The organism is Azospirillum terrae (genome assembly GCF_053470425.1).
Map to the genome: position 1 here is coordinate 126,218 of NZ_JBPXMR010000002.1, position 20,080 is coordinate 146,297.

Here is a 20,080-nt window from a genome sequence, read left to right on the forward strand (position 1 = left end):
AGCGAGGGCCTTGTGATCGAGCGCCCACCCCGCACGGATGTCCACCGCACGGACATTCCCCACCGGCTGGACCGGCTCCCGTGGAGCCGGTTCCACTGGCTGGTTGTGGTGGCGCTCGGCATCACCTGGATCCTGGACGGGCTGGAGGTCACGATATCCGGCTCCATCGCCGGAGCGCTGAAGGACAGCCCGACCTTGCGCTTCACCGACGCCGACATCGGCGACATGGGAAGCGCCTACATCCTCGGCGCGGTGATCGGCGCCCTGCTGTTCGGCTGGCTGACCGACCGCTGGGGGCGCAAGAAGCTCTTCTACATCACCCTGGCGGTCTACGCGCTGGCGACACTGTCCAGCGCCTTCGCCTGGGACTACTGGAGCTTCGCGGCGTTCCGTTTCCTGACCGGGGCCGGCATCGGCGGCGAGTACGCCGCCATCAACTCCGCCATTCAGGAACTGATCCCGGCGCGCTACCGCGGGCGCACCGACCTCGCCATCAACGGCAGTTTCTGGGTGGGGGCGGCGCTGGGCGCCCTGGGCGCGGTGGTGCTGCTGGCGCCGGGGTTCCTCGGGCCGGATGTGGGCTGGCGGCTCGCCTTCGGCATCGGCGGCACGCTGGCGCTGTTCATCATCTTCCTGCGCGCCTTCCTGCCGGAAAGCCCGCGCTGGCTGATGATCAAGGGCCGCATCGCCGAGGCCGAGCACACCGTCGGCCATATCGAGAACAGTGTGCGCCGATCCACCGGCTGCCCGTTGCCGGAGGTGCCGGCGCTGTCGCTCACGCTGGACCTGACGCGCGACACCTCGATGATGGCGGTGGCGCGGGTGCTGTTCACGCAGTACCGCCGGCGCTCGATCCTCGGGCTGTCGCTGATGATCGCGCAGGCGTTCTTCTACAACGCGATCTTCTTCACCAACGTGCTGATTCTGACCCGGTTCTACGGCGTGCCGAACAGCGACGTGGGCTGGTACGTGCTGCCCTTCGCGCTGGGCAACTTCACCGGGCCGCTGCTGCTCGGGCCGCTGTTCGACACCTGGGGGCGCAAGCCGATGATCGCCGCCACCTACGCGCTGTCGGGCGTGCTGCTGCTGGGCACCGGCTGGATGTTCCTGCACGGCATGCTGACCGCGACGACGCAGACCGTGGCGTGGAGCGTCATCTTCTTCGTGGCCTCGGCGGCGGCCAGCTCGGCCTACCTGACGGTCAGCGAGAGCTTCCCGCTGGAGGCGCGGGCCACCGCCATTTCGCTGTTCTACGCGCTGGGGACGCTGCTGGGCGGCGTGGCGGCGCCGTGGTTCTTCGGCCGGCTGATCGAGACCGGCGACCGCGGCCAGATCATGGTGGGCTACACCATCGCATCCGTCCTGATGATCATCGCGGCGGGCATCGAACTGCTGATCGGCGTGCGGGCTGAGCGCAAGTCGCTGGAGAGTGTCGCCACCCCCTTGAGCAGCCTCGCCCCCGCCGAATGAGCAGACCGTAAGCGCCTTGATGCGCCGCGTTCGGCGCCCATATGGCTGTCTGTACCCCGCGGACGAGATCCGCGCCCCGCCCCCCACTTCCGCGTCATGATCGGACGCGCCGTTGCGCGGCGTGGGAAGCCGTGTCTGTCGCCGCACCGTGGAGACCGAGATGCAACCACCGATGCGACTGGCGATGACTTGGCGGTTCGAGACGCCTCGCCGGCTGTTCCTGGAAGGCCACGGGCGTCGGATCGAGCTGCGCTACGACGGGTCGGGCGTCGCCGGCTGGGACGTTCTGCTGAACGGCCGCCGCATGGCGCGTTGCCCGGACCTGATCGGGGCGCAGGAGCGGGCGATGATGATGGTGGCCGGCTGCGCCCTCTTCCCGAATGCGGCCGAGCCCGCAGGACAAGACATGATGGACCGAGATCTTCCGCTTTCCTTCTCCGATCTCCTGAAACCGATCCTGACCGTGCCCGCGGGCGACGAGGCGGCGCTCGACGACGCCATCAACGCGGTGGCTGAGGAGCTGGCCGTGCACGGCGCGCTGCTGGTCGACCGCGACGAGCGGCCGGCGCACGGCGTCACCGACGAGGAGGCGGTGCTCGGCACGCTCGCCGTCTTCGGCCGCACGCTGCTGCATCAGGGCGAGTTCGACGACGCCCTGGGCGTCGCCGACCTGATGGAGCGGGTGGATGAGCATGGCAAGCGCCGGCATCGACGGCGGGCGGCGTGAGCCGCTTTTATTTCGGCAGCCGCTGCCGCACCTCGAAGAACCCCGTCCATGGGTCGCCCTTCGGCAGGTCGGCCACGCTGTACCGGTTGGGATCGTCGCGCAGCCCCTCCCAATCCAGCGGGGTCGCCACCGGGGCGCCGGGGTGGGCACGGGTCGAGTAGGCGGCCACCGCCGTGGCCCCACGGCTGTTGCGCAAATGGTCGAGGAAGATCCGCCCGCCGCGCGCTTCCTTCAGCGGGTTGGTCGTGTAGCGCTCCGGCTGCCGCTCGGCCAACCGCGCCGCCACGTCGTACGCGAAGGTCTTGACCGTCCCCCAGTCCGCTGCCGGCTCGATGGGCAGCACCACGTGCAGGCCCTTGCCGCCGGTGGTCTTCACGAAGCTGCGCAGGCCCCGCGTCTCCAAGTCCGCGCGGATTTCCCGCGCGCCGGCAACCACCTGCGCCCACGGCACGCCCTCGTCCGGGTCGAGGTCGAAGACGATGCGGTCCGGCCGTTCCAGATCGTCTACGGTGGCGCCCCACGGGTGCAGTTCCAGCACGCCCATCTGCACCAGCGCCACCAGACCGGCCAGATCATCCACCGCCAGCCATTCCTCGCCGCCGGAGCGGACGCGGCGCACCGCCTTGTGCAAGCCGGCCCAGGGGTGTTTCTGGACGAAACAGGCGTCACCGCTGCCGGACGGGCAGCGCACCAGCGTCAGCGGCCGGTTCGCCACATGCGGCAGGATGCGGCCGGCGATGCCGGCGTAGAACTCCGCCAAGCCGCGCTTGGTCAGCCCTTGCTCCGGCCAGAGCACCTTGTCGGGGTGCGTCAGGGTCACTCCGGCGATCTCGATAGCCTGCGTGGTGGTTTTCGGCACGGGACGCCTCCTGCTGTCGCAGCGGAAACGCCACAACCTTGCATTCGCTCCGACTCCGCCGTGCAACATGGACAAGCGACGTTGATTGGCATATGCTAAGGCATATGCCGCTGGAGGCCGCGATGATCCCCGACCGACACGTCAAGCTCTTCAGGAATGGCCGCAATCAAGCGGTGAGAATCCCGCGTGAGTTCGAGCTTCCCGGTGAGGACGCCGTGATGCGCAAGGAGGGCGACCGCCTGATCATCGAGCCGGCCAAGCCGACATCCCTGTTGGGAATCTTGGCAACCCTCGCGCCACTCGACGAGGATTTCCCGGAAATCCGTGATCCTGCCCCGGATCAGGTCGATTTCTGATGCTCTATCTGCTCGACACCAACATCGTGTCCGATCTTGTCCGCAATCCCCAAGGGCGCGTGACGCAGCGCATCCGAGAGGTCGGCGAGACGCAGGTCTGCACCAGCATCATCGTCGCCGCGGAACTCCGCTTCGGCGCCGAAAAGAAGGGATCGGCACGGCTGACGGCGCAACTCGACGCGGTTCTGGGAGCGCTCGAGGTCCTGCCGTTCGAGGCGCCCGCCGAGGCCGCGTACGGTCTGCTTCGTGCCCGCCTGGAAAGGATCGGTCAGGTCATCGGCGGCAACGACATGCTGATCGCCGCCCACGCGCTCGCGCTGGGCGGCACAATCGTCACCGACAATGTGGACGAGTTTCGCCGCGTCCAGGATCTCCGCTGCGAAAACTGGCTGCGGTAGGGGGCCGCCAGCGAACCGGCGGCCCATTCCATCTACATCGCCCTCTGGGACGTGGAGAGCGCCAGAGCCTTGCTCTGCGCCATCACGGCCTTCTGCACCTTCTCGAACGCCCGAACTTCCAACTGGCGGACGCGCTCGCGCGACACCTGGAAGCGCTGGCTCAACTCCTCCAGCGTCATCGGCTCCTCGCTGAGGCGCCGGGCGACGAGGATCTGCCGCTCGCGGTCGTTCAGCGCGTTGAGGCCGAGCTTGAGGAACCGCACGCGCTGCTGACGCTCCTGGGAGTCCGCCAGGACGGTCTCCTGGCTGGAGCGCTCGTCCACCAGCATGTCCTGCCACTCGCCGTCGCCCTCGTCGCTGATGGTGGCGTTGAGCGAGCGGTCGCTGCCCAAACGGCGGTTCATCTCCACCACCTCGGTCTCGGGCACGTCGAGTTCGGTGGCGATGAAGGCCACGGCCTCCGGTGACAGGTCGCCGCTTTCCAGCTCCTGCATGCGCGCCCGCAGGCGCCGCAGGCTGAAGAACAGCTTCTTCTGCGCGGCGGTCGTGCCGATCTTCACCAGCGACCAGTTGTGCAGCACGTATTCCTGAATGGCCGCCCGCACCCACCACGCGGCGTACGTGGCGAAGCGGAAGCCCTTGTCCGGGTCGAACTTGCGGGCAGCCACCATCAGCCCCACATTGCCTTCGGCAACGAGGTCGGACAGCGGAAGCCCGTAACCTTGGAACCCCTTCGCCATCTTGAAGACCAGCCGCAAGTGGCTGCCGACCAGCGCGTCGAGAGCCGCCGGGTCCTGGTGGTCCCGCCAGCGATAGGACAAGTCCCTTTCGCGGTCGGGGGTCAGATACTCGTACTTGCGGGCGTCCTTGAGGTACAGGTTCAGAGGTTCGTCGGATACCAACGATTCTGCCAATGCACATCTCCCGATCCGACATCCATGAAACGCCCCGAAAAAGACCGCCAGAACCCGCCTTGGTCAGCCGCAGACCAGAAGGGGCAGGGCACGGTCGGTGGGTGGCTCGGGGCCAGCCGGGTTGGGTGAGGGATGTCGGGAAGAGACTTTATTTGGGGACGAACGACGGGAAATCAAGGGGCGGTAGTACCATTCTTGTTCTCTCCCCCTACACCGGCAGCCCCCGCATGCTCGCCACCGCCGTCATCACGCCGCGGATCTCCGCCAAGCCCTTCAGGCGGCCGATGGCCGGGTAGCCGGGGTGGGTCTTCTTGCCGACGTCGTCCAGCAGCTCGTGGCCGTGGTCGGGGCGGAAGGGCAGACGCCAGCGGGGGCTCCCGGACTCCTTGCGGCGCTTCTGCTCCTCCAGGACCGTCGTCACCACCGACACCATGTCCACGTCGCCGCCCAGATGGTCGGCTTCCATGAACGAGCCGTCCGGCTCCTTGGCGACGTTGCGGAGATGGACAAAGTGGATGCGGTCGGCGAAGCGCTTGGCCATGGCCGGTACGTCGTTCGTCTGCCCGGCACCCAGTGAGCCGGTGCAGAAGGTCAAGCCGTTGGCCTCGGACTTCACCGCGTCCAACAGGTGCGCCAGATCGTCCGCGGTGCTGACGACGCGCGGCAGGCCGAGCAGCGGGCGGGGCGGGTCGTCGGGATGGATGCCCATGCGGATGCCGATCTCCTCGGCGGTGGGGATCACCTCGCGCAGGAAGCGCGCCAGAGTCTCGCGCAAGCCCTGGGCGTCCATGCCCCGGTAGCGGTCGAGCATCTTGCGCAGCCCCGGCACGTCGTAGCGGTCGAAGGCGCCCGGCAGGCCGGCCATGATGTTGGACAGCAGCTGCTTCTTGTCGCTCTCCGACGCCTTGTCGAACCACGCCTTGGCGCGGGCCAGCACGTCCGGCTTGTGGTCGGCTTCCGAGCCGGGGCGCTCCAGGATGTAGACGTCGAAGGCGGCGTGCTCGTACGCGTTGAAGCGCAGTGCCGTGCCGCCGCCGGGCAGCGCCGCGGCGAGGTCGGTGCGCGTCCAGTCCAGCACCGGCATGAAGTTGTAGCAGATCGTCGTGACGCCGCACGCCGCCAGATTGCGCATGGACTGGCGGTAGTTGTCGAACAGCGGCGTCAGGTCGCCCTCGCCGATCTTGATGGATTCATGGATGGGCAGGCTCTCCACCACGCTCCAGCGCAAGCCGAGCGATTTGTCCTGCTCGATCATCGCCTTGCGTTTCCCGATCTCCTCGACCGACCAGACCACGCCGTAGGGGATCTGGTGCAGCGCCGTGACGATGCCGGTGGCGCCCGCCTGCCGAATATGGTCGAGCCGGATCACATCGTCCGGGCCGAACCAGCGCCAAGTCTGCTCCATGGCTTCAACTCCTGCACTCTATCCGTTGGCTTCACCGCACAGCAGCACCTGCTCGACCTGGGCGAGGTGCTCGTGCATGGCGGCGCGGGCGGCGGCGGCGTCGCGGCGGCGCAGCGCCTCGACGATTCGGGCGTGGTCGGCGAGCGTGGTGCTCTGGTTGTCCGGCAGCCCCGTGTGGCGGCTCAGCCCGTCGAACACCGGCGCCACCATGTTCGCCCACAACCCCTCAACCACCGAAACCAGCACCGTGTTGCCGGTGGCCGCGGCGATGCGCACGTGGAACAGCCGGTCGATGGGCTTGGTATCCTGGCCGTCGAGGATAGCGCGCTCCATCAGCGTCTGCGTCCCGGCGATACTCTCCAGGTCGGCGGGGGTGGCGGCCTCGGCGGCGGCGAAGGCGATTTCCCCCTCGATCATCAGGCGCGCGCGGATCAGGTCGAACGGGCTGGGGCCGGCGTCGCCCAGCGCCGGAGCGTCGTCCCCGCGCGGCGCGCGCACGTAGGCGCCGGACCCCGTGCGCACCTCGACCAGCCCGGCGATCTCCAGCGCTACCATCGCCTCGCGCAGCACCGGACGGCTGACGCCGAGGCTGCGCGCCAGATCGCGTTCCGGTGGCAGGCGGTGGCCGGGGGCGAACTCGCCGCGCCGGATCAGCGCGCCGATCTGCTCGGCGACCTGCTGGTAGAGACGTTGCGTCTCGATGGCCTGGAAGGGCATGCGGCGGCTCCCCTCACGAGGTTTTCTTGACGCGGGTGACGAGCTGCGTCGGATCGACGAAGCGCAACGCCAGGAACAGCCACACCAGCGTCGTCGCCATGTAGATCATCGCCATGGCGTCCACCGACTGCCCGGCCCGCACACCCGCCGCGAACACCGAATAATACAGCGCCACCACCAGCGTCTGGCTGCTCGGCCCGGCGGTCAGGAAGGTCAGCTCGAACATGGCGATGGTGCGCACCAGCACCAGCAACCCGGCCGCCAGCATGCCCGGCGCCAGCAGCGGAACCAGCACGTGCAGGAAGATTCGCGGCGTGTTGGCGCCGAAGACGCGCGCCGCCGCCTCCAGGCGCGGGTCGATCTGCTCGATGAACGGCGTCATCACCAGAATGACGAAGGGCACCGTCGGCACGAGGTTCGCCAGGATGACGCCGGTCATCGTGCCGGCAAGGTGCAGTTGGTACAGCACCGTCGCCATGGGGATGCCGTAGGTGATCGGCGGCACCAGCAGCGGCAGCACGAACAGCAGCGTCACCAGCCGCTTGCCGGCGAACTCCCGCCGCGCCAACGCATAGGCCGCCGGCACGCCCAGCAGCAGCGACAGCACCACCACCGCCAGCACCACCTCCATGGTGACCAGCAGCACGTCGTCGAGCTGGAATTCCTCCCACGCCGCGAAGTACCAGCGCGTGGTGTATCCGGCCGGGAACCACGTGCCGAGCCAGCGCGTGGCGAAGGAGTTCACCCCCACCGCCGCGATGAGGCCGAAGAGGTTCACCAGGAAAAAGCCGATGATCAGCCATGTCAGGCTGTGCCAGAGCTTGGCTGCAAGGCTCTCGTTGCTCTGCATGGCGTCAGCCCTTCCCGCCGCCGGTGGGGCCGCGGTAGAACAGCCGCCGTGCCCCCAGCACCGCCAGAACGACGATCAGCTGCACCGCCGCCATGATCATCGCGATGGCCGAGGCCATGGCGTAGTCGTACTGCTCGAACGCCGCCTGATACGCGGCGATGGAGATGACGCGCGTCGGCCCGGCGGGGGCGCCCAGCAGCACCGCCGAGGGAAAGACGGAAAACGCCTGGACGAAGGCCAGACAGAACGCCACCGCCAGTCCGGGGATCAGCAGCGGCAGGAAGATGTGGCGGAACTGCCGCGCCGGTCCGGCGCCCAGCGTCGCGGCGGCCTGCGGCAGCGCCGGGTCGATGCCGGTGACGTAGGACAGCGTCAGCAGGAAGACGAACGGGAAACCGGTGATCACCAGCGACAGGAAGACGCCCCAGTAATTGTGCGTCAGGCGCACCGGTGAACCGGTCAGCCCCAATTCGATCAGCGTGCGGTTCAGCCAGCCCTGCGGCCCCAGGTAGGTCAGCAGCCCCTCCGCCACCAGCACGGTGCCCAGGGTGATCGGGATGACGAGGATGGTGGTCAGGATGCGCTGCCAGCGGAAGTGCCGGACCCGGAAGGCGATGGGCAAGGCGATCGCCATGTTCAGCACCGTCACCGGCAGCCCCAGCCACATGGTGGTGGCGATGGTGTCGTACAGGTACGGGTCGCTGAAGAAGGCGGCGTAGTTGGCGAACACACTGCCCTTGGTCGGCTGGAACGACAGCACGAGGCCGTAGGCGAAGGGGTAGATGAACAGCAGCACGACGAACACCGCCGCCGGCACCACCAGCAGCGTCGTGCGGTCCCATCCCGCAGCAAGCATGCGGCGGCGCAGTGTGGGGCGCTCGGCCCGGTAGGTGGCGGTCTGGCTGGTCATGCGTTTTCCTCGGCGCCGAACAGCAGCACGCGCTCCGGCGCGGCGCGCAGGTGCACGGGCTCGTCCAGCCGCAGGCGCTGGTGCGAGCGGAAGTGCAGCAGCAGCCCGCCTCGGGTGAGCGCGGTGGCGGCGTACTCCCGGCCGACGAACTCGACGCTCTCGACCACGCCGGGGATGGCGCCGGGGCCGTCCTCGCCGGGCAGCAATTCCTCCGGCCGGATGGCGACCGCGGCGCGGCCGGAACCCAGCGACCCGCGCGGCGTGCCGATGACCTGGAGGTCGTCACGCACCACCGTCGCGCGCTCGCCGTCGCCGCCGGCCACGTCTCCCTCAAAGACGTTGCGGTAGCCCATGAAGCGCGCCACGTCCAACACCGCCGGGCGGGCGTACAGGTCTTCCGGCGTGCCGATCTGCCGCACGCGGCCGTCGCGCAGCACGACGATGCGGTCGGCCAGCGACAGCGCCTCGTCCTGATCGTGGGTGACGTAGACGGTGGAGCGGCCCAGCTCATTGTGGATGCGGCGGATCCCGTGCCGCATGTCCAGGCGCAGCCGGGCGTCGAGGTTGGACAGCGGCTCGTCCATCAGCACCAGCGGCGGCTGCACGACGATGGCCCGCGCGATGGCGACGCGCTGCTGCTGCCCGCCCGACAGCTGGCCGGGCAGCTTGGCGCCGTGCGCCTCCAACTGCACCAGCCGGATCGCGGCGTCGATGCGCGCTTCGGCCTCTGCCTTCGGCACGCCGCGCATGGCAAGCCCGAAGCCGATGTTCCGCCGCACGGTCATGTGCGGGAACAGCGCGTAGTTCTGGAACACCATGCCGAAGCCGCGCCGCTCGGGCGGCAGTTCGTCGATGCGCCGGTCGTCCAGCCAGATGCTGCCCGCGGTCAGCGGCAGCAGTCCGGCGAGGCAATTGAGCGCCGTCGACTTGCCGCACCCCGAGGGGCCGAGCAAGGCGATGAACTCGCCGCGTCGGATGGTCAGGTCGAGGTCTTGCAGCGCCATGACGCCATCGAAGCCGCGGCTGACCCGCTCCAGCCGGATCTCGCCGAAATCGCCGTCCGCCCGTGCCATGTCAGGCACCCCTTTACTTGGTCTTGGCAGCACCCACGCGTTCGTCCCACAGCCGGAAGGCGTCCACCATGCTCTTGGCGTCGAGCGGCAGCTCGATGGGGTTCTCGGCGATCAGCTTCTCGTACTCCGGCCGGCCGAACTCCTTGATGGCGGCCTGACTGTCCGGTGGCGCCATGTCGAGCGTCACGTTCTGCACCGCCGGGCCGGGGTAGAAGTACCCCTCGTCATAGGCGTAGGCCTGCTGTTCCGGCTTCAGCAAAAACGCCATGATGTCGAGGACGACCGCCAGCCGCTCCGGCGCCAGGCCCTTGGGCACCACCATGTAGTGGGCGTCCGCCACCCAGTGGAAACCCTTCAGCGTCGTCACCTGCGCCGACTTCGGCACGGTGCCCAGGACGCGCGGGTTGATGTCCCAGCCCGTCGTCGTGGCGATCACGTCGCGCGAGCCCTCGCCCAGTTCCTTCATGGTCGCCGTGGTGCCGGACGGGTAGTACTCGACGCAACTGTTCAGGTCCTTGAGGAAGGCCCAGGTCTTCTCCCAACCGTTCACCGGGTCCTGCGGGTTCTTGTCGCCCAACAGGTAGGGCAGGCCCATCAGGAAGGTGCGGCCGGGGCCGGAGTTGGCTGGGCGCGCGTACATGAACTTGCCGGGGTTGGCCTTGCAGTAGGCCAGCAGCTCCTCAGCGGATTTCGGCGGATTCTTGACGCGCTCCGGGGCGTACTCCAAGAGCGGGCCGGAGGGGTAGTAGGTGACGACGATGCCCTGGTTGGCCGCCAGCGTCTGCATCTTCGCCGCCGCCGGCAGGTAGCTCTTGTCCAGATTGGGGAACTTCTCGGCGTAGGCCGGCAGCAGCGGCGTCCACAGCCCCTGCTCGATGCCCGCCGCCAAGCCGTCCGTGCCGGTCAGCACGAGGTCGATATCCACGCGCCCGGCGTTCTGCTGCGCCTTGATCTTGCCGGCCAGTTCGGGCGCCGGGGCCTTGGTGAAGGTGAAGCGCGCGACGCGGTTCGGGTTGGCCTTGCGGTAGTTCTCGATGGCCTTCTGGGTCAGCGCCAGATTGCCGGCCACGTCGATGACGTTGATCGTCACCGGGGAACTGGGAATGGCGGGCACCTGCGCCCGTGCAGGCAGTGCTGTCAGCACGCCCGCCATCGCCAGACTTGCGAACACCACACGCCGCCCACTGCCGTCGTGCATGGCCGTCCCTCCCTGCTTTTGGTTTTCAGGAAGGTTAGTGCACGTATGATGTTGCTGTCAAACTGTCTGATGGCCTGACCAATTCGGCCTAGGCCAATCCTTTTGCGATCATGCTCAGGCCGACGAGGAACAGCGTGCCCAGCACGAAGTTGCGGAACACCCTGGGCGAGGCGCGGTTGCGGATGCGCTGGCCGATGGACAGCCCCAGCACCATGGCCGGCACGCCCATCGCCGAAACCAGCAGATCGTCCAGCCCCAGCACGCCCAGGTGCGACAGCCCGGCGCCCAGCACGACGCTGCCCAGCAGGAACAGCGCGCTCGCCGCGAACACGAACTCGCGCGCCGTCAGGCCGATCGCCAGGAAGGCCTGAAGCGACGGGAAGCCGAAGAACGACGTCATGCCGCCCAACATCCCGGCCGCCGCCCCGCTGGCCAGCAGCAGCGGCAGCCGCCCGCGCCCCTCCACCCGCGGGATGCGGCCGAGGAACTGCATCAGCGCCGCCAGTTCGGTGAGCACGCCCACCAGCAGATAGAGCACCCGCGGGTCCATGGCCGGCACCAGCCGGACGGTAGCCGCCATGACCGGCATCAGCACGGCCAGCAGCGGCCAGATGGTGCGCAGCACATGGGTGCAGGCGCGGGTCTCGATCATCTGCACGAGGTTGGCGCCGAAGGTCGGCACCAGCGCCCAGGCGATGGCGACCGGCACCGGCATCGCCTGCGCCAGCAGTGGCACGGCGATCATCGGAAAGCCGAAGCCGGCGGCGCCCTTGACCACGCCGGCCAGCGTGAAGACGACCATCGCATAGCCGACGAGCAGCGGGTCGAAGCCGCTCACGTCCGCACTCCGGCCGGCGGGGAGGCATGTCCATTGCGCATTCGCGGTCCCATCTCCTTGCCGGTACGCTCGGTGTCGACGCGATAAGAATAGAAGGAGGAAACCATGGAGCGCCATCGCATCGCCGTCATCCCCGGCGACGGTATCGGCCACGAGGTGGTGCCCGAGGGCATCCGTGTGCTGGAGGCCATCGGCCGCAAGTTCGATATCGCCTTCCAATGGGACCATCTGGACTGGTCGTGCGAGCGCTTCCGCAAGACCGGCCGCATGATGCCGGAAGACGGCATCGCCTCCATCCGCAACCACGACGCCATCTTCCTCGGTGCCGTCGGCTTCCCCGGCGTACCGGACCACGTGTCGCTGTGGGGGCTGCTGATCCCATTGCGCCGCGAGTTCCGCCAATACGTCAATCTGCGCCCCGTGCGCCTGTTCAAGGGCGTGCCGTGCCCGCTGGCCGGCCGCGCGCCGGGCGACATCGACATGATGATCGTGCGCGAAAACAACGAAGGCGAATACTCCGAGATCGGCGGCCGCCTCTACGCCGGCACCGACAAGGAAGTCGTCGTGCAGGAAACCATGTTCACCCGCAAGGGCGTGGACCGCATCCTGCGCTACGCCTTCGAACTGGCGCAGAACAGGCCGAAGAAGCACCTGACCTCGGCCACCAAGTCGAACGGCATCATCCACACCATGCCCTTCTGGGACGAGCGCTTCGCCGCCATGAAGCCGGCGTTCGCGGACGTGAAGACCGACCAGTTCCACATCGACATCCTGGCCGCGCACTTCGTGCGCAACCCGCACTGGTTCGACGTGGTGGTGGGCTCCAACCTGTTTGGCGACATCCTGTCCGACCTTGGCCCGGCCTGCACCGGCACCATCGCCATCGCGCCCTCCGCCAACCTGAACCCGGAGCGCCAGTTCCCCTCGATGTTCGAGCCGGTGCACGGCTCGGCGCCGGACATCGCCGGCAAGGGCATCGCCAACCCCATCGGCCAGATCTGGTCGGGTGCGATGATGCTCGACCACCTCGGCCGCCCGGACGCCGGGGCCGCCATCGTCCAGGCCATCGAGCGCGTGCTGGCCGACGCCGATGTCCGCACCCCTGATATGGGCGGCAAGGCCAACACCAGGGAGCTTGGCGAAGCCATCGCCGCGGCGATCTAGTGGCGTGCGCCAGACGGACCGTTACGTATGTAGCTCGACCTTGGACGCCCGAACTCCGTCCGCCGGCTGGCGGCACCACGCCGCAAAGCGGCGTCAGTGCGTCACGTTGACCGGCGGCGCGTCTTCATCCGTGCGGCCCCGGCGGCGGTCGCCATAGTAATCCCGATCCCGATACGCACGGCCCCCGAACTGGCCAGAGTTGCCGAAAAGGCCATCGTCGTAATAGCCGCGATCCCTGTAATACCCGCGGTCGCCGTAGGCCGTCTCATTGCAGGCCGACAGCGCCATCAGCGCTACTCCGGCCGCCACCAATCTCGAAATTTTCATATTGTCCTCCACCTGATGGAGTTTGCCTGGACGTCAACAGCCCTAACGTGGGTTCGGCTCGGCGGAATCAGGCGCTGGGATATGCAAGCCCGAGAACGGACTCGACCAATTATGGCTCGGCCATAAGAAGGAGTCGATGCCGCACGTGAACTGCGAACTCGGAAGCCCGTTTCTCCACGCCCGTCACAACGCATCGACCATGAATGCCAATCCAGAAAGGGACACGATGGGGTTGACGATCAGAAGACGATGGCTTCGGCGAGGTACAAACGACATGGTTCGGCCCACTCGGCGGCTCCCCTACCGGGTAGCCCCCGAGTTGCCGTGGACCTCCCGCCCCGCCGTCCTGTTTCATGGGCGGGTGAACAACGGCGCCGAGGTGCGGCGATGCGGGGTCCGGCCGGCATTCATGCGGGTCCATGGAACGACGTCCGCCACGTGGCGGCGACCAGCGGACAGCGCCAGCTGCGCGAGTGGCTGGCGCGCCTGCGCCGCCGCATGGCCTTCCTCGGCATGGCCGCGACGTGGCTGATCTTCGTAATGATCGCGGTGGCGGTGGTGTTCGCCCCCATCGTGCCGACCGCATGGCTGTGGCTCCCCATCGGCCTGTCGCTGGCCCTGAAGGGCTTCTGGCGCGTTGCGTACGTTTGCTGGTCGCGCGCGCGGACGCAAGCGCCGGAGCGCGCGCTGGCCGCCGCCCAGCGCGAGATCGGCGGCCGGCTCCAACCGCTGGCCGACACCATCAACGCCGACCTGGGCGCGCGGACGCAGCGGCAGGGCCGCGTCTCCGTGCGCTCGTACGAAGCGGTCGAGTTCATGGGCGAACTGCTGCGCGCCACGCAGGGCTTCCCCTTCGCGCTGCGCCCGCGGACGTGGCAGCCATCCACGCCGGCTGTCGCCGGCTTCGCCCGCGGTGCGGCGGCGGACGCCATCGTCGTCGCCATTGTGGTGGCGGCGGTGGGGGTGACGGTGCCGGTGCTGACCGGCTCGGTCACCATCGTGCTGTTCGCCGCGGTGGCCGCCGATCTGCTGTCCGTGATCTGGCTGGCCGAGCGGCGCCTGACCGCCATCGCCGAACTGGTCGAGTGGCGCATCGACGATTCCGCCAGCCTGTAAGGGCCAGCCTGTAACCATTTCCCGACCTGCCATGACGCCCCCGTGATGCAGCCTCCCGGTTCCGGGGGTTGTTGGGTGCGCGGACGAACCGCTACGGTGCCGCTCCGGTCGCACGGCCGGCGTACGCCGCGGAAAGTCGAGCATGGATTCCCTTGAGAGAGTGGTGGCGTCGGGCGTCTCGGCGGCCGAGGCGCGGGTGTCGTCGCGTGCCGGCATCGCCTGGATGGTCCTCACGACGCTGCTGTTCGTCAGCCAGGACGCGGTGACCCGCGTGCTGGTGCAGAGCTACCCGGTGTTCGAGGTGGCCTGGGCGCGCTTCACCGTGCATCTGTTGCTGGCGGGGGTGCTGGTCAGCTGGCGCTCACCGCGGCTGCTGGTGTCGGCGCGGCCGGGGTTGCAGCTCGTGCGCTCGGCTCTGCTGCTGTCCATCACGCTGCTGATGATGATGGCGCTGGGCATCCTGCCGTTCGTGGACGTGACGGCCATCGTCAGCGTGACGCCGGTGCTGATCACCGTGCTGTCGATTCCCATGCTGAAGGAGACGGTGGGCTGGCGGCGCGGGCTGGCGGTGCTGGCCGGATTCGCCGGCGCCATGATGATCATCGGGCCGGCCAGCGGCGTGTTCCAATGGGCGGTGGCGCTGCCGCTGGGGGCCGCGGTGTCCAACGCGCTCTACCAGATCGTCACGCGGATGCTGAAGACCAGCGACCCCACCATGACGACATTCTTCTACACCAGCGTCGTCGGCACGGTGCTGAGCACGCTGGCGCTGCCCTTCGTCTGGGTGACGCCGGACCTCGCGTCGGTGGGGCTGATGCTGTTGCTGGGGGCTCTGGGAGCGGGCAGCCACTTCTGCATGATCCGCGCCTACACCGCCGCCCCGGCGGCGACGGTGGCGCCGTTCGGCTACACGACGCTGGTGTGGGCGACGCTGATCGGCGTGCTGGTGTTCGGCGAGGTACCCAGCGCTGCCACCCTGGCCGGCGCCGTGGTGATCGTTGGCAGCGGCATCTACATCCTCTACCGCGAGCAGCGGCGGGTGCGGCCCGGCCGGTAAAGGCGCTCCACGCTCAAGGCATGGCCTGGACGGTGCGCCGGGCGCCTTGGCTGAGCAGGCGGGCGAGGGCGTCGGTCACGGCGCCGTGGAACGCCGCGTTCTGCGGCAGGTCGTCGCCGAAGATGTCTCGCACGCTCAGGAAAGCGGCGGCGAGGGTGCCCGCGTCGGACCCGGCCCGCGCGGCGATCTCGGCGAGGCGCGCGGCAAGCGGGTCGCGCACGTCGATGGGCTGGCCGCGCTCGTCGCGGCCGGTGACGTAGCGCATCCACGCGGCGACGCCAAGCGCCAGCCGGTCGATGGGCGCCCCCGCCGCCAGCCGGTCGCGGATGGTGCCGAGCAAGCGTTGCGGCAGCTTCTGCGAGCCGTCCATGGCGATCTGCCACGTGCGGTGCTTCAGCGCCGGGTTGGCGAAGCGCTCCAGCAGCGCCGCCTTGTAACGCTCCAGATCGGCGCCGGGCGGCACCGTCAGGGTGGGCGTCACCTCCACGTCCATCAGGCCGCGGATCAGGCGGGCGTAGGCCGGATCGGCAATGGCCTCCGACACGGTCTGGTAGCCCGCCAGATAGCCGAGATAGGCCAGGATCGAGTGGCTGCCGTTGAGCAGGCGCAGCTTCATGAACTCGTACGGGTGAACGTCGGCGACCAGTTCCGCGCCTTCCAGCTCCCAGGCCGGGCGGCCGGTGGGGAATCGGTCCTCGATCACCCATTGGGTGAACGGCTCGGTCATCACCGGCCACGCATCCTCGCAGCCCAGGCGGCGGGCGACGGCGGCGCGGTCGTCGTCGGTGGTGGCGGGGACGATGCGGTCCACCATGCTGTTGGGGCAGGCCACGGCGTCCGCCACCCAGCGCCCCAGGTCCGGGTCGCGCAGAGTGGCGAACCGGCGCAGGATGCCGGCCAGCGTGTCGCCGTTGCTCGGCAGATTGTCACACGATAGCACGGTGAACGGCGCCACCCCGGCGCGGCGGCGTCGCTCCAGCGCCTCCACCAGAAAGCCCGGCGCAGTCTGCGGCTCGTGCGGGTTGGCGAGGTCGTGGCGGATACCCGTCTGCTCCTCGTTGAGCGCCCCCGTCGCCGGGTCGTGGCAGTAGCCCTTCTCGGTGACGGTCAGGGTGACGACGCGGACGGCGGGCCGGGTCAGCCGCTCCAGCACCGCTTGCCTGTCCTCGGGCGCCACCAGCACTTCGGTGACCGAGCCGATCACGCGCAAGCGCTCGGCATCGGCGCCGCGCACCGCCACACTGTACAGGCCGCCTTGAGGCGCCAGCGCGTCGCGGGTGTCGGGGCTGCGCAGGCTGACGCCGCAGATGCCCCACGGGCCGAACGCCCGGTTCAGCGCGTCGTCGGTGTAGACAGCCTGATGGGCGCGGTGAAAAGCGCCGATGCCCAGATGGACGATCCCGGTGGTCAACGCCCCGCGGTCGTAGCCGGGCCGGGCGACATCGGCGGGCAGGGAGCCGAGGTGCGCGGGGTGCAGGCGGTCTACGTGGAGCATCTCCCTCCCCATATTCTGTTCCGGCGCGTGCTTACGAATATGGAGCCGGCCACCCCCGCGGCCACCAACAAAGAGGGCCGCCGGAGGGGGAGTCCGGCGGCCCAGTGGTTCGGAGGAAACGTTCGTCAGCGCAACCAATCGCCATGCGGGACTGCACAGTGCCGCATGGGTGCTTTCATACTAGAATATCAATTCCCAAGCGCAAGCCCAAACTGCTTGGGCAACGCACAAAAAAAGGGGCGGGTCATCCCCGCCCCGTACCTCACCCTCCACGCATGAGGGTTGGAGACCAATATGAGGACATGATCCACAGGGCTACCGCTCTTCCAGCAATGCAGACCAATTCTCCTTGGCGTGCGCAACGGCAAAGATTTCAACATTGCTTCCGCTCTGACGAAAGAACAGCAAGTATCCCTCGGAACGTATGAGCTTCCGCCTTTCGCCGGGGCGGCCTCCTCGCCATCGTGATCCTGAGGCCGGAGTCAACGCGTCTCCCTCGCTTCGAATGAGATCGTCGATCTCGTCGGCACGATCACCACCTTTGAAGTCTTCGTTATGCAAATAGATGCGCTGGAAGTCGCGTACCGTATCGGCGGCCCAAGTGACCGACATGATCAGAAGCCCGGCCCCTTGGTCTCTCTCTGTTGAGCCGCTTCCCTAATCCGGCGACGCTCTTCTCGCCATGCACGCATGCTTTGCGCCACCTGCTGAGTGGTCAATCCTTTGTCTCGATCCAGCGATTCGATTCGCCGATCAAGTTCGGCCCGAGCCCAGTCGGGACACTCAGCAAAATTATCGGTTTCAGGTTCGTCCCTGTCAGCCACGGCAACCCCGTTCAGGACATTGACGCCAGCGATGTACATGGTGCGGACCCTCGTCGGAAACCAGCGGGATGGTAGCACATCCATCCTTTGCACGCGACCGTACACAACCGAAGGCGGGAGGGGCGCCTCACTCTCGTGCGACGCCCCCCCCTCGTCACTCGGCGTGCCTGACGTCAGGCTTGCGCCTTGGCCTCGATACGGCGGCGGTGCAGGACCGGCTCGGTGTAGCCGTTCGGCTGCTCGCGGCCCTTGAACACCAGGTCACAGGCGGCCTGGAACGCCACGCTCTTGTCGTAGTCCGGCGCCATCGGCCGGTAGAGCGGGTCGCCGGCGTTCTGCTTGTCCACCACGACGGCCATGCGCTTCATGGTCTCGGTGACCTGCGCCTCGGTGCAGATGCCGTGGTGCAGCCAGTTCGCCATGTGCTGGCTGGAGATGCGCAGCGTCGCGCGGTCTTCCATCAGGCCGACGTTGTTGATGTCCGGCACCTTCGAGCACCCCACACCCTGGTCGATCCAGCGGACCACATAGCCCAGGATGCCCTGCGCGTTGTTGTCCAGTTCCTGCTGGATCTCCGCCTCCGACCAGTTCGGGCGGTCGGCCAGCGGGATGGTGAGGATGTCGTCCAGGTTGGCGCGCTTGCGGCTCGCCAGCTCGGCCTGCCGCTCGGCCACGTTCACCTGATGATAGTGCAGGGCGTGCAGCGTGGCGGCGGTGGGCGAGGGCACCCAGGCGGTGTTGGCGCCGGCCATCGGGTGGCCGATCTTGGTCTTCAGCATGTCGGCCATCAGGTCCGGCATGGCCCACATGCCCTTGCCGATCTGCGCCCGGCCCTTCAGGCCGCACAGCAGGCCGGTGTCGACGTTCCAGTCCTCGTACGCCTTGATCCACGCGGCGTTCTTGATGTCGCCCTTGCGGATGACCGGGCCGGCCTCCATGGCGGTGTGGATCTCGTCGCCGGTGCGGTCGAGGAAGCCGGTGTTGATGAACACCACGCGGTCCTTGGCGGCGCGGATGCACTCCTTGAGGTTCACCGTAGTGCGGCGCTCCTCGTCCATGATGCCCATCTTGACGGTGTTGGGCGCCATGCCCAGCGCGGCCTCGACGCGGCCGAACAGCTCGTTGGCGAAGGCGACTTCCTCCGGCCCGTGCATCTTCGGCTTGACGATGTAGACCGAACCGGCGCGGCTGTTGCGCAGCGTACCCGTGCCCTTCAGGTCGTGCAGCGCGATCATCGAGGTGCACATGGCGTCCAGGATGCCTTCCGGCGCCTCGCTGCCGTCGTTCAGCAGCACGGCGTTGATGGTCATCAGATGGCCGACGTTGCGCACCAGCATCAGGCTGCGGCCGTGCAGGGTCAGCGTGCCGCCCCCCTGATTATTAATGGCCGGCTTCGTATACGTGCGGTCCGGGTTCAGACGGCGCTCGACCGTGCCGTTGCCCTTGGGGAACGTGGCGGTCAGGTCGCCGCGCATCAGGCCCAGCCAGTTGCGGTAGACGATGACCTTGTCCGCGGCGTCCACCGCGGCCACCGAATCCTCGCAGTCCATGATGGCGGTCAGCGCCGACTCGACCACCAGATCGGCCACGCCTGCCGGGTCGGTCTTGCCGATGGCGTGGCTGCGGTCGATGCGGATTTCGACGTGCAGGTTGTTGTGGGCGAGCAGGATGGAGGTCGGCGCCGCGGCGCCGCCGGTGTAGCCGGCCAGCTTCCCGGGCTGCGCCAGACCGGTGCTGCCGCCGTTCGCCAGCGCCACCTTGAGCGTGCCGCCCTCGATGGTGTAGCCGGTGGAGTCGCGGTGCGAGCCCTCGGCCAGCGGGGCGGCTTTGTCGAGAACGTCACGGGCGAAGGCGATGACCTTGGCACCACGCTTCGGGTTGTAGCTCGCGCCACGCTCCGCGCCATCGGCGTCGGGGATGGCGTCGGTGCCGTACAGCGCGTCGTACAGGCTGCCCCAGCGCGCGTTGGCGGCGTTCAGCGCGTAGCGGGCGTTCATCACCGGCACCACCAGCTGCGGGCCGGCGGTGGTGGAGATCTCCGCATCGACGTTGCTGGTCGCAACAGTGAAGTCCGGGCCTTCCGGCAGCAGGTAGCCGATGTCCTGCAGGAAGCTCTTGTAGCCGGCGAAATCGGCGGGCTTGCCGCGCTGGCCTCGGTAGTAATCGTCGATCTTCGCCTGCAACGCATCGCGCTTCGCCAGCAGCGCGCGGTTGCGCGGCGCCAGATCGTGCAGGATGGCGTCCAGCGCCGACCAGAACTGCTGCGGCGCGACGCCGGTGCCCGGCAGCGCCTCGTTTTCGATGAAGCGATGAAGCTCAGCCGCGACCTGCAAACCGCCGACCTGAATGCGTTCCGTCACCATATCCGCTCTTTCCTCCTAA

The 20,080-nt window shown here is 68.2% G+C and carries 21 protein-coding genes; 7 read left to right on the forward strand and 14 right to left on the reverse strand.

The window, feature by feature from the left end:
* Positions 1-12 precede the first annotated feature (12 nt).
* Together ACSVDD_RS07095 and ACSVDD_RS07100 are read left to right on the forward strand one after the other, a co-directional pair.
* Positions 13-1,470 carry an MFS transporter gene (locus ACSVDD_RS07095; protein ID WP_448188626.1) on the forward strand — a complete coding sequence of 486 codons (1,458 nt, stop codon included), beginning with the start codon at positions 13-15 and terminating at the stop codon, positions 1,468-1,470.
* Positions 1,471-1,630: 160 nt separating this feature from the next.
* Positions 1,631-2,197, forward strand: coding sequence for a hypothetical protein (locus tag ACSVDD_RS07100; protein WP_448188627.1), 567 nt, complete (start codon positions 1,631-1,633; stop codon positions 2,195-2,197).
* Between the two features lie 7 nt (positions 2,198-2,204).
* Here the strand turns inward: ACSVDD_RS07100 and ligD are convergent, their stop codons facing one another.
* Positions 2,205-3,056, reverse strand: a complete 852-nt coding sequence (gene ligD / locus ACSVDD_RS07105) for a non-homologous end-joining DNA ligase (protein ID WP_448188628.1) — start codon at positions 3,054-3,056, stop codon at positions 2,205-2,207.
* A gap of 122 nt (positions 3,057-3,178) precedes the next feature.
* On the opposite strand from ligD, the gene ACSVDD_RS07110 reads away from it, so the two are divergent.
* Entirely contained in the window at positions 3,179-3,412 is a 234-nt protein-coding gene (locus ACSVDD_RS07110) for an antitoxin (RefSeq protein WP_448188629.1), read from the forward strand.
* The gene (locus ACSVDD_RS07115; protein WP_448188630.1) at positions 3,412-3,810 is read left to right on the forward strand and encodes a type II toxin-antitoxin system VapC family toxin; all 399 of its coding nucleotides are present in this window, start codon (positions 3,412-3,414) and stop codon (positions 3,808-3,810) included. Before ACSVDD_RS07110 ends, ACSVDD_RS07115 begins: the two co-directional genes overlap by 1 nt.
* A gap of 32 nt (positions 3,811-3,842) precedes the next feature.
* On the opposite strand, the gene rpoH is transcribed toward ACSVDD_RS07115, so the two are convergent.
* The 8 genes from rpoH to ACSVDD_RS07155 all read right to left on the reverse strand — a co-directional run bounded on the left by rpoH (position 3,843) and on the right by ACSVDD_RS07155 (position 11,715).
* The gene (gene rpoH / locus ACSVDD_RS07120) at positions 3,843-4,724 is read right to left on the reverse strand and encodes an RNA polymerase sigma factor RpoH (RefSeq protein WP_448188631.1); all 882 of its coding nucleotides are present in this window, start codon (positions 4,722-4,724) and stop codon (positions 3,843-3,845) included.
* A gap of 208 nt (positions 4,725-4,932) precedes the next feature.
* The gene (uxuA, locus tag ACSVDD_RS07125; RefSeq protein WP_448188632.1) at positions 4,933-6,129 is read right to left on the reverse strand and encodes a mannonate dehydratase; all 1,197 of its coding nucleotides are present in this window, start codon (positions 6,127-6,129) and stop codon (positions 4,933-4,935) included.
* Positions 6,130-6,147: 18 nt separating this feature from the next.
* Positions 6,148-6,846, reverse strand: a complete 699-nt coding sequence (locus ACSVDD_RS07130) for a FadR/GntR family transcriptional regulator (protein ID WP_448188633.1) — start codon at positions 6,844-6,846, stop codon at positions 6,148-6,150.
* Positions 6,847-6,859: 13 nt separating this feature from the next.
* Positions 6,860-7,696, reverse strand: a complete 837-nt coding sequence (locus ACSVDD_RS07135; RefSeq protein ID WP_448188634.1) for an ABC transporter permease — start codon at positions 7,694-7,696, stop codon at positions 6,860-6,862.
* 4 nt (positions 7,697-7,700) lie between these two features.
* Entirely contained in the window at positions 7,701-8,606 is a 906-nt protein-coding gene (locus tag ACSVDD_RS07140; RefSeq protein WP_448188635.1) for an ABC transporter permease, read from the reverse strand.
* Positions 8,603-9,679 (reverse strand): ABC transporter ATP-binding protein, encoded by a 1,077-nt coding sequence (locus ACSVDD_RS07145; protein WP_448188636.1) that lies wholly within the window; start codon positions 9,677-9,679, stop codon positions 8,603-8,605. Before ACSVDD_RS07145 ends, ACSVDD_RS07140 begins: the two co-directional genes overlap by 4 nt.
* A 13-nt stretch (positions 9,680-9,692) precedes the next feature.
* The gene (locus ACSVDD_RS07150) at positions 9,693-10,877 is read right to left on the reverse strand and encodes an ABC transporter substrate-binding protein (protein WP_448188637.1); all 1,185 of its coding nucleotides are present in this window, start codon (positions 10,875-10,877) and stop codon (positions 9,693-9,695) included.
* 88 nt (positions 10,878-10,965) lie between these two features.
* Positions 10,966-11,715, reverse strand: coding sequence for a sulfite exporter TauE/SafE family protein (locus tag ACSVDD_RS07155; protein ID WP_448188638.1), 750 nt, complete (start codon positions 11,713-11,715; stop codon positions 10,966-10,968).
* A 105-nt stretch (positions 11,716-11,820) separates the two neighbouring features.
* Between ACSVDD_RS07155 and ACSVDD_RS07160 the strand changes: the two genes are divergently transcribed.
* Complete coding sequence (locus ACSVDD_RS07160; RefSeq protein ID WP_448188639.1) at positions 11,821-12,879, forward strand: tartrate dehydrogenase; 1,059 nt, start codon at positions 11,821-11,823, stop codon at positions 12,877-12,879.
* Between the two features lie 93 nt (positions 12,880-12,972).
* Here the strand turns inward: ACSVDD_RS07160 and ACSVDD_RS07165 are convergent, their stop codons facing one another.
* Positions 12,973-13,206 carry a hypothetical protein gene (locus ACSVDD_RS07165; protein WP_448188640.1) on the reverse strand — a complete coding sequence of 78 codons (234 nt, stop codon included), beginning with the start codon at positions 13,204-13,206 and terminating at the stop codon, positions 12,973-12,975.
* Between the two features lie 438 nt (positions 13,207-13,644).
* Here ACSVDD_RS07165 and ACSVDD_RS07170 point away from each other — a divergent pair, with 438 nt between their 5' ends.
* Together ACSVDD_RS07170 and ACSVDD_RS07175 are read left to right on the forward strand one after the other, a co-directional pair.
* The gene (locus tag ACSVDD_RS07170; protein ID WP_448188641.1) at positions 13,645-14,322 is read left to right on the forward strand and encodes a hypothetical protein; all 678 of its coding nucleotides are present in this window, start codon (positions 13,645-13,647) and stop codon (positions 14,320-14,322) included.
* Positions 14,323-14,464: 142 nt separating this feature from the next.
* The gene (locus ACSVDD_RS07175; protein WP_448188642.1) at positions 14,465-15,379 is read left to right on the forward strand and encodes a DMT family transporter; all 915 of its coding nucleotides are present in this window, start codon (positions 14,465-14,467) and stop codon (positions 15,377-15,379) included.
* Between the two features lie 13 nt (positions 15,380-15,392).
* Here ACSVDD_RS07175 and ACSVDD_RS07180 read toward each other — a convergent pair whose 3' ends face one another.
* The 4 genes from ACSVDD_RS07180 to ACSVDD_RS07195 form a co-directional block, all read right to left on the reverse strand.
* Positions 15,393-16,874, reverse strand: a complete 1,482-nt coding sequence (locus tag ACSVDD_RS07180) for a mannitol dehydrogenase family protein (RefSeq protein ID WP_448188643.1) — start codon at positions 16,872-16,874, stop codon at positions 15,393-15,395.
* Between the two features lie 315 nt (positions 16,875-17,189).
* Positions 17,190-17,486, reverse strand: a complete 297-nt coding sequence (locus tag ACSVDD_RS07185; RefSeq protein WP_448188644.1) for a type II toxin-antitoxin system RelE/ParE family toxin — start codon at positions 17,484-17,486, stop codon at positions 17,190-17,192.
* Positions 17,487-17,488: 2 nt separating this feature from the next.
* Positions 17,489-17,737: a hypothetical protein gene (locus ACSVDD_RS07190; RefSeq protein ID WP_448188645.1), complete on the reverse strand. Its 249-nt coding sequence runs from the start codon at positions 17,735-17,737 to the stop codon at positions 17,489-17,491.
* Positions 17,738-17,871: 134 nt separating this feature from the next.
* Entirely contained in the window at positions 17,872-20,058 is a 2,187-nt protein-coding gene (locus ACSVDD_RS07195; RefSeq protein ID WP_448189148.1) for a malate synthase G, read from the reverse strand.
* Between the last annotated feature and the right edge of the window lie 22 nt (positions 20,059-20,080).

What these genes read in the sequence shown, in the direction of transcription:
- ACSVDD_RS07100 (WP_448188627.1), top strand. Translation starts at nt 1,631, where the DNA reads ATGCAACCACCGATGCGACTGGCGATGACTTGGCGGTTCGAGACGCCT.
- ACSVDD_RS07110 (WP_448188629.1), top strand. Translation starts at nt 3,179, where the DNA reads ATGATCCCCGACCGACACGTCAAGCTCTTCAGGAATGGCCGCAATCAA.
- ACSVDD_RS07115 (WP_448188630.1), top strand. Translation starts at nt 3,412, where the DNA reads ATGCTCTATCTGCTCGACACCAACATCGTGTCCGATCTTGTCCGCAAT.
- uxuA (WP_448188632.1), bottom strand. Translation starts at nt 6,129, where the DNA reads ATGGAGCAGACTTGGCGCTGGTTCGGCCCGGACGATGTGATCCGGCTC.
- ACSVDD_RS07130 (WP_448188633.1), bottom strand. Translation starts at nt 6,846, where the DNA reads ATGCCCTTCCAGGCCATCGAGACGCAACGTCTCTACCAGCAGGTCGCC.
- ACSVDD_RS07135 (WP_448188634.1), bottom strand. Translation starts at nt 7,696, where the DNA reads ATGCAGAGCAACGAGAGCCTTGCAGCCAAGCTCTGGCACAGCCTGACA.
- ACSVDD_RS07140 (WP_448188635.1), bottom strand. Translation starts at nt 8,606, where the DNA reads ATGACCAGCCAGACCGCCACCTACCGGGCCGAGCGCCCCACACTGCGC.
- ACSVDD_RS07145 (WP_448188636.1), bottom strand. Translation starts at nt 9,679, where the DNA reads ATGGCACGGGCGGACGGCGATTTCGGCGAGATCCGGCTGGAGCGGGTC.
- ACSVDD_RS07150 (WP_448188637.1), bottom strand. Translation starts at nt 10,877, where the DNA reads ATGCACGACGGCAGTGGGCGGCGTGTGGTGTTCGCAAGTCTGGCGATG.
- ACSVDD_RS07160 (WP_448188639.1), top strand. Translation starts at nt 11,821, where the DNA reads ATGGAGCGCCATCGCATCGCCGTCATCCCCGGCGACGGTATCGGCCAC.
- ACSVDD_RS07165 (WP_448188640.1), bottom strand. Translation starts at nt 13,206, where the DNA reads ATGAAAATTTCGAGATTGGTGGCGGCCGGAGTAGCGCTGATGGCGCTG.
- ACSVDD_RS07175 (WP_448188642.1), top strand. Translation starts at nt 14,465, where the DNA reads ATGGATTCCCTTGAGAGAGTGGTGGCGTCGGGCGTCTCGGCGGCCGAG.
- ACSVDD_RS07180 (WP_448188643.1), bottom strand. Translation starts at nt 16,874, where the DNA reads ATGCTCCACGTAGACCGCCTGCACCCCGCGCACCTCGGCTCCCTGCCC.
- ACSVDD_RS07185 (WP_448188644.1), bottom strand. Translation starts at nt 17,486, where the DNA reads ATGTCGGTCACTTGGGCCGCCGATACGGTACGCGACTTCCAGCGCATC.
- ACSVDD_RS07190 (WP_448188645.1), bottom strand. Translation starts at nt 17,737, where the DNA reads ATGTACATCGCTGGCGTCAATGTCCTGAACGGGGTTGCCGTGGCTGAC.